The organism is Chryseolinea soli (genome assembly GCF_003589925.1).
In the GTDB taxonomy this organism is placed as follows: Bacteria; Bacteroidota; Bacteroidia; order Cytophagales; family Cyclobacteriaceae; genus Chryseolinea; species Chryseolinea soli.
On the sequence record NZ_CP032382.1, the window covers coordinates 3,152,085 to 3,165,070 of the forward strand.

Here is a 12,986-nt window from a genome sequence, read left to right on the forward strand (position 1 = left end):
TCCCCATTTATGACACAACGATTTTTTCTACTGTTGTCGTGTGCATGCTGGTTTGCCTGCAAGCAGAATGCCCCGGCGCCTTCCGCCCCCACCGAAACGACTGTGTTTCACGATACCGTGTTTTTGCAGGAATATCACGAAGGCTATCCCACTCCCGCGAGCGTTGGCGAAGTGCGAAGCCTCGTGGTGGATGATAAAGCCAACGTGTGGATCGCTACGCCGGCGGGAGTGTTTGTGAAAAAGAACAACGCCATGACGTGGGAAGCGGCACTGCCGGCCGCCGAACAAGGCCCCGCGTTTTCGGTAGCGATAGACCAGGACTCGGCGGTCTGGATGAGCACGTGGAAGGCTGTGTTTAGAATGAAGCATGATGTGGTTTCGAAAAGGGAAGGCGCCACACCGCCACTAAGTGTACTGTGCCCCGCGAAGGAGGGAATGTATGCCGCTGGCCCCAGAGGGGTCTGGCTCTTTAAAGGTGAAGGATGCGAGAAAAAGAACTACGCCGTTGCGCGCTCCATCCGCGACGTGGCCTCCGATGGCGACGGAGGGTTGTGGCTTGCAACGGATGTGGGCTTATATCATGCCGGGCAGGACAGCACGCAACATTTCGTGGATACGACCGATGTGTTGAGCGCCTACATTCGTGGTGTTGGGTTGGCGAATGGCGGGCAGGTTTGGGCTGGAGGACTTGGCGGCGTCACGGTATTGCAGAACGGCAAGAAAGTAAGAACCCTTGAACCTGATGAGGGCATCCCTTCGATCAACGTGAACGCTGTACGCCGATCGCCTTCGGGCGTGATGTGGATCGGCACCGACATGGGTGTCGTGCGGTATGCCCAGGATCGCTCACACTCCCTGCGCTTCAGCCGGCGTTGGCTGGTCGACGACAAAGTGAATGCCGTTGCATTTGATGCCGATGGAAACGCCTGGTTAGGCACACCGAAAGGAGTGAGCGCCATCAAAAGAAAACCCATGACACTAGCTTCCAAAGAACAATATTTCTACGATGTGTTGATGCGCCGCCACATTCGCGAACCTTGGATCGCCGGACAATGCAGATTGCTCCAGGAAGGCGACACCACGCGCTGGAAACCGGAAGACGACGACAACGATGGCGAGTACACCAGCAACTACCTGGCGATGGAAAGCTTTCGTTATGCCGCGACCAAAAGCGAAGACGCAAAAGAAAAAGCCCGCAAAGCCTTCCGGTTTTTGAAACTCCTGCAAGAAGTGACCGAGACCGACGGCTTCTTTGCCCGCACCATCGTGCCCTCGGAATGGACGTTCTATCACGATGGAAACCGCACCTACACCGATCGCGAGCGGGCCGACGAAGAAGTGAAAGAACCCCGCTACAAACCCGTGGAGATCCGCTGGCACAAGTCGCGCGATGGCCAGTGGATGTGGAAAGGCGACACCAGCAGCGACGAGATCTGCGGCCACATGTTCGGCTATTTTATTTATTACGATCTCGTGGCCGATGAGACGGAGAAAAAAGAAATCCGCGCCCACGTTTCCAAAATTGTCAGCCACCTGATGGCCCACCACTTCACGCTCACCGACATCGATGGGCAACCCACCCGCTGGGGCGTTTGGTCGCCCGACCGGTTGAATCGCGATCCCGAATGGACCCCCGACCGCAGCCTGAATTCGATGGAGGTGTTGTCGTTCCTCAAGTTTGCCCACTACATCACGGGCGAGGAGAAATTTCAGCAGGAGTATCTCCGTCTTATCCAAACGGAAGGCTACCTCGACAACATGGCCAACATTCCCCATCAAAACCCGGCGTGGTTTATCTATTTCGATGTGATCTTGTCGGCCTATCAATATCCCATCCTGTTAAAGACCGAAACCGACCCGAAGCTGAAAAAGTTTTACGAAAACCATATCGACCAATGGCTTGAACGACGCAAGGGTGATCACAACCCGTTGATCAATTTCATATATGCGTATGCGCGACAGCAGAAAAAAGAATTGCAACCGTCGGTAGCGTTCCTCACCGACACGCCACTCGACCTGGTCGATTGGAGCATAGATCACACGAAGCGGGAAGATGTGCGTGTCGTGCATACGCCCGTGTTGGGCGAGGTGCAAGTGGACGCGTTGCCGCCGGCCAGTATTCGCGCGACAGTGCGATGGGATAAAAATCCCTGGGGCATCAACGCTGGCGATCATTTTATGGAGCGCGAGCCAGTGTTTTGGCTGCTACCCTATTGGATGGGGCGATATCTGGGGATGATCCAGGAACCGGCCAAGTGACGATCCGCGAAGACGAACGCGTCATTGCGCAAATGCATCCCTGATAAACGTGAAATCCTCACGGGAGACGTATGGTTTTTAACAATCTTGTTGATCTTTAAACTGAAACGCTCATTCCATGAAATATGCGCCGTGGACCTTCGTCCTGATCTCGATTCTCTTTCAAGCCTGTAAACCAGACGCCCCTGCCAAGGCACCCGTTACCCAACCCATCCACTCCGACGTGGCCTTTACTCAGGACTACAGCATCAAGTACGGTCTTGCGGGGGAAGGGATCACGTTGAAGAATGTGGTGAGCGACCGCAATGGTGTGATCCAGGTTTTTTCGTCGGCGGGTTTGCTGAAACCTTTCGCGGGAAGTTTTCTCTACCCCGGGACGCTGGTGCCCGATCGCTCCTATCGGCCGTTGGCGGATAAAAAGATCAGGGGGCTGGAGGTCTGTGAACATCAGTTTGTCTACGTCGACGACAAAGCTGTGCTGGCCAACGCCTGGGCTGGTGAATTGTTTATGCCGCATACCCTCCCCATGGTCACGCGCTTCAAAGGAAATCGTGAAGGATTTCTGCTTTCGGATGGGCAGCAGCTGGAGTACGTTGTAAATGGAAAGTCGCTGTGGAAGGAAAAGCATACCGAAAACATTCTGGACATGGCCTACGATGAAAACGCCGGTAGGTTTTGGTTGCTCACGGCCAGTTCCCTGCAATCATTCTCCACGAAAGATCATGTGTTGAACACGGTTTTTTTAGGGAAGGACCTTACCAGCTTTACCCTCACCGAAAAAGGAAAACAGGCGGTGATCGGAACACGCGAAGGATACATCGTGATCGATCTCACCTCGGCAACTCAAAAAGGCGAACGCCAGACAAAACTCCCCTGGACGGAGATTACTTGTGTGAGAACGATCGGTGATGTCCTGTGGTTTGGAACCACACGGGGTGCTTTCAAAGTACGCAGCGATGGAAAGTTTGATTATTACGCCTCCAAGCGTTGGCTCCCCAGCGATCGCGTGGTCGATATCGCCGAAGGGCCGGAAGGCTCCATCCTGATCCTGACCGATCTGGGGCTGGGACAAATCGTGTTCAAAAAAATGACCCTTCACGAGAAGGCCGACTATTTCGAGCGACAGGTTCGCGCGCGCCACATCCGACACGGCTTCAATGCCACGCTGGGCTACATGAAAGACGGCAGCCTGGCCACGGGTTCGCTGGAAGACTCCGACAACGACGGATTGTGGACGTCCATGTATCTGGGCGCAGAAGTATTTCGCTATGCGGTTACCAAGTCGGACGACGCCCTGCAAAATATTCGCGAGGCCACCGAGGCGATGGAGCGGTTGTATTCCATCAATGAATTGAAGGGATTTCCGTCGCGGTCATTCGAACGGAGAGGCTATAAGTATGATGACAAACCCTGGCGCCGTGCGAGCGATCCCGAGTGGGATTGGAAATCGACCACGAGCAGCGACGAAGCCATCGGTCACATCTTTGCCTTTGGCGTGATGGCCGAACTGTTGGAAGACCAGGATCTGAAACATCGCGCCGTCACCCTCATCGACTCCTTGATGCAACATGTGCTCGACAATAACCTCTACCTGGTGGATTGGGATGGCAAGCCCACCGTATGGGGAAAATGGAACCCCGACTATGTGAACCAACGGCCCTTTGGTGTCGGCGACCGGAAGATCAACTCGTCCAACATCATCGCCATGTTGCAAACGGCTTACCATTTTACAAAAAAAGAACCGTACAAGACAAAAGCCTTTGAGCTGATGGAGAAGTATGGTTACTTCAAAAACCTGATGTACCCCATGAGCAAGATCGGCATGGCCGCGCCGGATGCCGACGACTGGAGCAAGATGCTGTCGGAGGCGTGGAACCATTCGGATGATGAAATGTATTTTGTAGGCTATTGGGGCTTGTATCGTTATGCATTGAACGACACGCTGAAGACGCGTTTTAAAGAATCGATCATCGACCACTGGCAGGCGGAGCGGCCCGAGAAAGAAGGCGCGTGGAATATTTTCACCGCTCTCACGGGCACGCCCGAATTCGATCTGAACGAGGCGGTTTGGTACCTGCAAGAATATCCCCTGGACCTGATCCATTGGAACGTGTCGAATGAACACCGCCTGGACATCGCGCGCATTGAACCCAACTTTCGCAAGCAAACCCTTCGCGAGGTGCTGCCGCCCGACGAATTGCCCATCAGCCGCCACAACGCCAACCGCTTTGACTTGGAAGGTGGCGACAACGGTACATCGGAATACAGCGCCGGCGACATTTGGTTGTTGCCCTACTGGATGGGACGCTACCTTGGGGTGATCAGTGCGCCGGTTGAAAAATGAATCCGCGAAAGGATTGGAGCATGCCTTGTATCGTAAAAAGATATTCATAAAATTTAGAATAGACATCCCTGTTTTATGAACGCCACAAACCCATACACGCTCGGCTTCTTTGTTCTCCTCCTGTTGAGCGGCACGGCGTGTCAGCCAAAAAAGAACGCACTGGCGACCACGGGCAAAATTGCTGTGTTGTGGGAACTGGTCACCAATTTCACCGGTGAAAAGGATGCATTCTATGCACGCTTTCAATTGACGAACCACAGCGATGTCAACCTGGACGATAAGAACTGGGCCCTGTTCTTCAGCATGGCCCCGCGACCGATCCTTGACAACCAAACCGAACAGCCCGCCCGCCTTCATCACATCAATGGAGATTGGTATGTGCTGAAACCAGACAAAAACTTTCATCTGCCACCCGGGGAATCGATAGATATTTTCTACCGCGGCGTGGAAGCGGTCATCAAAGAAACAGACCGGCCCCTGGGTTTGTATTTTGTTTTTTATGATGACGAGGGGAAGGAACAAAAAATTGAGAACGTCATCGAATACACCTGGAAGCCTTTCGTCAGTCCGGATCAAATTAACCGGAATGAAAAAGATGAGGAGCCGATCCCTACGGCAGCGCTGTCTTACAAGAACAACCTCGACATGACCGATCTTTCCTCCGCCGCGGTTAAGCCGATCATTCCTTCGCCCGTTTCGCTGGTCATGGACAAAGATTCAGTCGAAGTAAATAATGCCTGGGCTATCTATTTTGAGAAGGGATTGGAGGGAGAAGCGGCCTACCTGGCCGCAGCGCTGAAAGAGGCTACCGGACTTGATCTCAAAACGCAGTCGGGCGCCCCGCAAGGAAAGGCCATCCGGCTCCTGCAGGCACCTCTTGTTGTGAACGGAGTGGCTCACGAGGCCTACGCGTTGAATATCATGGCAAACGGCATTGACATTTCCGGGAGCGATGCCGCTGGAGTGTTCTATGGCATTCAAAGTTTGCGTGCATGCATACCGTTGAAATCCTATGCAAGTAGATCGGGTACATTGCGGTTGCCGAAACTGCAGGTGAACGATGCTCCCCGCTTTGCGTTCCGGGGATTGCATCTAGACGTGAGCCGGAATTTTCAAACCAAAGAAACCATCCTGCGAACACTTGATCTTTTGTCGTTCTATAAGATCAACCGCTTTCTTTTCTACACCACCGAAGACGAAGGGTGGCGCCTTGAAATTAAAGATCTGCCTGAGCTGACCGACGTAGGTGCACAAAGACAACATACCTCTGGCAAAGAAGCGCCGGCGTTGCACCCGGCTTACGGTTCCGGGCCTTTTGCAAAAGAGGAGGGCCGCTTTGGTCATGGCTATTATTCGAGAACGGATTTTATCGAGATATTAAAATATGCCACCGCGCGTCACATCAAGATCATTCCCGAGGTAAACTTCCCTGGTCACGCACGGGCGGCGATCAAAGCCATGGAAGCCCGCTATGAGCGATTGATGAAGGAAGGCAAGGAAGATGAGGCGAACGAATATCGCCTCATCGATCCCGATGACAAATCGGTCTACTTATCCGCACAAGGCTACCAAGACAACGTCGTGTGCGTGGCGCGCGAGTCGGTCTTTCATTTTTATGAGAAAGTGGTGGATGAAATTGCTACGCTCTACCAGGAAGCCGGGTTGACCTTGGATGAGTTCCACACCGGCGGCGATGAAGTGCCCGAAGGCGCGTGGACAAAATCGCCGATGGCTATGGCATTGATGCGTGAGCACCCCGAGATCAAAGACCCCAAAAATTTGCAGACCTATTTTCTACGCGAGCTGGTGAAGCGGCTGAAATCGCGAAACCTCCAGCTGGATGGATGGGAAGAAGTGGCGCTCGCGAAAAAGGCGGACGGCAAATACGAACCCAACCCGGAGTTTGTCAACGCGAATGTGGTGCCCTATATCTGGAACAACATTTTCGACTATCCCGACCTGGGCTATCGATTGGCCAACGCCGGCTACAAGGTGGTGCTGTGCAACGTGTCCAACTTCTATTTTGATTTGGCGTATAGCAAGGATCCGCAGGAGCCGGGTCTGTATTGGGCCGGGTTTGTTGATACCCGTCACAGCTGGACCTTTGCGCCTTATGATATGTTCAAGACCACGAAGAAAAACTCCCTGGGTCAAAAACTCGATCTCGAAACCGTGAAGGGGTATGAGAAGAATAAAATCATTGTAGAGCATCTAAAACCCCAGGCCCGCAAAAATATTCTTGGCCTGGAAGCACAGGTTTGGTGCGAAACCGTGAAGGGCCGCGATATGCTCGAGTACTACGTCCTTCCGAAACTGGTAGGCTTTGCCGAAAGCGCCTGGGCAGCAGAACGCTCCTGGGAAACCGTGGACGATAAAACGCAGCGCGAAAAACTTATCCGCGACGGATGGAATGTGTTCGCCAACAGCTTGGGCAAACGGGAGCTGCCGCGTCTTCATTATTTGAATGGCGGCTATAACTATCGCGTCCCCCCGCCGGGAGCTGTCATTGAAAATGGTGAGCTGAAAGCAAATGTCGAATATCCTGGATTGACTATACACTACACGACAGACGGAACCGAGCCGACCATCGCCTCACCGCGCTATGAAAAACCCGTCGCCGTGAAAGGTCCCGTGGTCTTGAGAAGCTTTGATGACGCCGGCAAAGGGAGTCACCGGGTCAACGTGTCGTCCGAATGAGGTGTCCTTGTGCGAAATGAAATTTATGAACACCATCCGCAGCAAACCTCCAGCCTAAACGTCATCAAATGATGACCCTCGCAGAATCACAGTATAGCCTCTGCCCGGTACAGTGGGCTTAATGTCCGACCCGGCTCACTTTTGGACAACGTCGTGAACATAAATTTCCAAAATCATCAACATACGATTGGATGTGCCATTTAAGGCCACTTCCGGTATTTTGGCCACGACGTTGCACCAAGGCAAAGGAGCATTTTGCGTATCGTTTCAAGGCTATTGTAAAGATTTGAAAATCATTATATTAAGCCCGTATTAAATATTCCACTCTTGCGCAAACCCTGCCTCGGTTGACGCAAAATGCGCGCACACTGCACACAATAAATGACCAGCTTTAGATAAGCATCCTGCGGTTACCGGAATTGGAGCAGAAAGGGACCGTTGCCTAAACGGAGGATCACTTGAAAAAAATGCCCTTTTTTTCAACGCCCAAGAAAAAACCAGATGACATCAAACGAGCAAAAACTAACTCTGATATAATTAACCCCCATCTCCCCATGAATGAGAAATTTTACAGTGTACAGAAAAAATGCAGGAGTTACCTGTTCTCCTGCTGCGTGATGCTGCTGCTGGCAGGCAATGCCCTGGCCAGCGCGCCCGTTGAAGTGACGGTGACCGGCAAAGTCACTTCTGCCGACGATGGAAGCTCGCTCCCGGGCGTGAACATTTACCTGAAAGGAACACAGGTGGGTACCATCACGGATGCCGATGGAAAATATTCCATCACTGCATCCGACAACAACGCGGTGATCGTGTTTTCCTACATCGGCTACACCACCCAGGAAGTATCGATCAGCGGCAGAACGGCCATCGACGTCGTGCTGCAACCCAACACCGAGTCGCTCGATGAAGTGGTGGTGACAGCCCTCGGCATTAAACGCGATGAGCGTTCGTTGGGCTACTCCGTAGGACGCGTAAACGGTAACGATCTGAATCGCATTCCGCAGGAGAACGTGCTCAATAGTTTAGCGGGCCGCGTGCCCGGCGTGACCATTTCATCCACTGGTGGTCCGGGTTCCTCTGTGAACATGGTGATCCGCGGTGCCAAGTCGCTCACCAATAATCAGCCCCTCTTTGTCGTGGACGGCGTACCGCTCAACAACTCGATACAGAACGTGAGCGCTATCGGTTCGGACAACCGCGTGGACTATGGCAACGCGATTGCTGATTTGAACCCCGACAACATCGAATCCGTCTCCGTATTGAAAGGTGGCGCAGCTGCTGCATTGTATGGTTCACGCGCCGGAAACGGTGTGGTCATGATCACGACAAAGACGGGTGCGAAGGCCAAGAAATTAACGGTGAACGTTTCCACTAACAACACCTTCGATGTCCCCTACAAATTCCTGGACTTCCACGATAAATATGCCGTGGGCGTACGGCCGTATACTCCGGATGCCAATCCCTCCGGAGTGCTGACGATCGATGAAGGAACCGTAGCGGGTGTTGGTCCGCGGCTCGACCAGGGCTACAAGGCCATTCAATGGAACAGCCCCGTGGATGCCGATGGAAACAAGATTCCCACCCTATTGACGTCGCATCCCAACAACGTGAAGAACTTTGTGCGCACCGGTATCACCTCCACCAACACGGTGTCGGTGTCGAACAGCAGCGATCAACTCACGTATCGGCTGGCCTACACCAACATGAGCAACCGCGGCATCGTGCCCAACTCGGACTTGTTTAGAAATACGTTGGACTTCAACACGTCGCTAAAGATTTCCAACAATGTCCGTTTTAGCACGAACGTTGACTTCACCCGCAGCAACTCCAACAACCGGCCGGCCGGAAACCGCGGGACCAACCCGATCCAGTGGGCCTATTATGTTTCACCCCACATCGACATTCGCGACATGAAGAACTATTGGGTAAAGGGAAAAGAAGGCCTGCAGCAACTCACCCAAGATGATGGCGCCGGAGAGTACAACAACCCTTACTTCTTAGCCCATGAAGTGAACAACAGTTTTGTGCGCGACCGCGTCTACGGAAACGTGAAACTCGACTGGCAGATCACGAAGGACATCTCGGTGTTCGGTCGCTATTCGCTCGATACCTATAAAGAGCAACGTGAAACGAAGATCGCCAACAGCTATACCGGCGAACCGCGTGGTGCCTATGGCATCATCGACATGGACCGCCTGGAACGCAACGCTGACTTCCTGGCGACTTATAAAAAAGACATCGGCCAGTTTCACCTCAGCGTGTCGGCGGGGGGTAACGCGATGCACCAGAACTATGGCGGTGTGTCGAACGCTAGCAAGGCGGGTACTGGATTGACTGTGCCGGGTTTGTATACTATTCAGAACATCCCCCAAGCCAACCTGGAGTACAGCAGCAATCGGAATAAGAAATCGATCTACAGCATTTACGGAACGTCTACGCTCGGATACAAAGACATGGTCTATCTGGATCTAACCGCACGCAACGACTGGTCGAGCACCTTGCCACCAGAAAGCCGCTCCTATTTTTATCCTTCGGCTTCCTTGAGTGTGTTGGTGAATGAAATGGTACACATTTCCGATGATCTCAGCATGTTGAAGTTGCGGGCCGCCGTGTCGAAAGTGGGTAACGACACACAACCGTACCAGCTCTACAATATCCTCGACAATTATGCAGCCTGGGATGGAACACCGCGGCTCGGTAAGTCCTCCAACATCCTCACTAGTAATCTGAAACCGGAGATGCTCACCACATCCGAATTTGGGTTGGAATTGGGCCTCTTTAACAACCGCGTGCGTTTCGAGGGTACGTATTATAAAATGGACAGCCGAAACCAAATCTTTTCCACCGCGCTGGCGCCTTCCAGTGGATTTGAATCGCGCAAGATCAACTCGGGGCTCCTCGTCAGCAAAGGCATCGAGTTGAGTGCCGGCGCCACTGTGGTGGAGAACGGCAACTGGCGGTGGGATGTCAATGTGAACTACAGCCGCAACCGGACGAAGCTCATGGAGCTGTCGGGTGGTGATAAATTTTATACGTTCTGGACCGATGGAAAAGGTGGATCGTGGACCTATGTCGGTGAAGAGATCGGCGATCTCTACGATGCGAAGCTGGTAACCGTGGAAGACAAGAACTCTCCGTACTACGGCTACCCGCTGCTGGATGACGAAGGATCATGGCAGAGCGTGAGTGCCGGCGATACCAAAAATAAGATCGGTAACTACAATCCCGATTTCCTGATGGGCATGCAATCTACCTTGTCCTACAAAGCGTTTACGCTCAACCTTTCGTTCGACTGGCGTCAGGGCGGTCAATTCATTTCACAAACCTATCGTTATGCCGAGTCCGATCTCAAGACGCAACGGTGGCTCGATCAGTTGATCAACCCCGGCAACATGACGGGCGATGCGCTTCGCGATTACCTGGTGGCCAATGCAGACCAGGACATCAAGAACGGCTTTCACATTGTGGGCGGCCCCGGCCCGGAATATGGCGGACATCCCCTGGGTGACCTGGGCGATGGCGTGACGCTCAACGACGGTGTTTTCAATCCCGGTGTGATCGCACAATATGATGCCGATGGAAACATCACAGGCTATACAGAAAACCTCGGCGGCCCGGATACTAAATACATTCCCTTCGCCGACAACTATCCCTGGAGCTTTATGAAGCCCGCCATGTTTGATGCGTCATTCATTAAGCTGCGCGAGATCTCGTTGGGCTATCAATTGCCGAAGACCTTTATCAGTAGCCTCGGACTTCAAAGTGCCAGCTTCTCGCTGTATGCACGCAACCTGATGCTGTGGACCAAAGCCAAGATCGGCGTCGATCCGGAGTTGGCGTTTCAGCCGGAAGGCAATCAACAGGGAAATAACTCGCCGTTCAAACAGGGCATCGAGCGCTACAACGTGAACCCCTGGACGGTCTCCACAGGATTTAAATTGAGTCTGACGTTTTAAGACATAACCGCGAACTTATTATGAAAACAAAATGGATAGCATGTCTGGTTGTCTTCGCACTCTTTTCCTGCGAAGATCTGACCGAAGTAAATAAGAACCCCAATGGCATCGAGGCCACCGACGTGAACCCCGACCTAATCCTGCCCACGGTGCTCACCGAAGGTGCCAAGGCTTATACCAACCTCGGCTTCGGCGACGTCGCCGGCGTGATGCAGCATACTCAATACGATGCATGGGCCGACAGCCACAACGACTACAACTGGTACGACCAAAGTTGGTCGGCCTACTATGGCGTGCTTAGAAACAACAAGCTGCTGTATGACCGTGGCGTGAAGCTGGATCAAAAATTTCACCAGGGTGTAGCGTTGGTCATGAAGTCGTTCATGTTTGGATTGATCACCGACCTGTGGGGTGACGCGCCCTACTCGGCAGCGCTGAATGGCGAGACGCCCGGCATCGAAAATTCACAAGCTAAATTCGATAGCCAGGAAGATATTTATAAAGGCATCATCGCCGATTTGAAAACGGCCAACCAACTCCTGGCCGAGTTTGACACGGCGAACCCGGGCTACAGCAACGATGTGGATGTGATCTACCAAGGCAATGCGATGGGTTGGCGCAAGATGGCCAACTCCCTTTTGCTCCGCTACTACTTGCGCATATCCCCCAAACTCTCGTCCGACGCAAAGACAGGCATCGAGCAGATCGTAGGCGACCCGGCACAATTCCCGATCATTACCGATCCCGAAGATGATGCCACCATGGCCTACGTGGGCAACAACGCCGATGACGCATGGCCTTCCAATTCCGTTTACGACGCCAGCGGCAGCAACTTCCGCCGGATAAAAATGTGCGCCACCTTCGTCGACAAACTTGAATCCCTGAACGATCCCCGGCTTGACCTGTGGGCCAAGAAGATCGAAGTTCCCCTCGTCGTAGACAACACGCTGCCCGCAGGTACAGACGAGATCATTGACGGTGTCCGTTACCTGGCACCCGATGTGGTAGACGGTGTGATCATCGATACCGATCCCGACTATGTGGGCATACCTCCAAGTTTTTCGGCATTGCCTTCTGCCTACAACATGAACCCTACTCCGGGACAGTTGTCGTATAACCCGCACGTGTCTTTCCTCAGCGACATGTACCAGGAAGCAAAAGGCGACTTGTTAAAATCGCGACTCATCTCGGCTGCCGAAGTACATTTCATTTTGGCGGAAGCCGCGCTGAACGGCTGGAACGCCGGAGACGCCGAAGAGCACTATAACGCCGGCGTGGCCGCTTCCCTTCAAACCTGGGGTTTAGGTGACGCCTACGGCGACTACATCACGCAACCCGACGTCGTGTTCAACAACACCCAACAACAGATCATCGAACAAAAGTGGATCGCCAGTTGGACCGTCGCCACCGAATCATGGTTCGACTACCGCCGCACCGGCTACCCCGAACTCACCACCGGCATCTCGGCCAAGCGCGACCGTCTTCCCCTGCGTTTCTACTACATGCAAGCAGAGATCAGGCTCAACGCCGACAACACCTCGAGCGCCATCGACAAGCTCGAAGTCACCGGCTTCTCCCAAGCCGACGGCAAAAACAGCGCCTGGTCCAGACCCTGGTTGATACAAGGCACCGGCAAACCCTGGAACTAAAATAATAGCTGCAAATCTCGAAATAGCGGAGGAGCCATCTCCGCTATTTCTTTCTTTGTCCGAAGCTTTAGCGAAGGCAAG

The 12,986-nt window shown here is 53.1% G+C and carries 5 protein-coding genes; all 5 read left to right on the forward strand.

Annotation, left to right across the window (positions count from 1 at the left end; genetic code table 11):
• Positions 1-9: 9 nt before the first annotated feature.
• The 5 genes from D4L85_RS13645 (at position 10) to D4L85_RS13665 (ending at position 12,905) form a co-directional block, all read left to right on the forward strand.
• On the forward strand, positions 10-2,259 hold the full coding sequence (locus D4L85_RS13645) for a ligand-binding sensor domain-containing protein (RefSeq protein WP_160143712.1): 2,250 nt from the start codon (positions 10-12) through the stop codon (positions 2,257-2,259).
• Between the two features lie 118 nt (positions 2,260-2,377).
• Positions 2,378-4,603 carry a ligand-binding sensor domain-containing protein gene (locus D4L85_RS13650; protein ID WP_119754820.1) on the forward strand — a complete coding sequence of 742 codons (2,226 nt, stop codon included), beginning with the start codon at positions 2,378-2,380 and terminating at the stop codon, positions 4,601-4,603.
• A 75-nt stretch (positions 4,604-4,678) separates the two neighbouring features.
• Positions 4,679-7,300, forward strand: a complete 2,622-nt coding sequence (locus D4L85_RS13655) for a family 20 glycosylhydrolase (RefSeq protein ID WP_119754821.1) — start codon at positions 4,679-4,681, stop codon at positions 7,298-7,300.
• Between the two features lie 554 nt (positions 7,301-7,854).
• Positions 7,855-11,256, forward strand: a complete 3,402-nt coding sequence (locus D4L85_RS13660) for a SusC/RagA family TonB-linked outer membrane protein (protein ID WP_228450884.1) — start codon at positions 7,855-7,857, stop codon at positions 11,254-11,256.
• 20 nt (positions 11,257-11,276) lie between these two features.
• Positions 11,277-12,905, forward strand: a complete 1,629-nt coding sequence (locus D4L85_RS13665) for a SusD/RagB family nutrient-binding outer membrane lipoprotein (protein ID WP_119754822.1) — start codon at positions 11,277-11,279, stop codon at positions 12,903-12,905.
• The last annotated feature ends 81 nt before the right edge of the window (positions 12,906-12,986 follow it).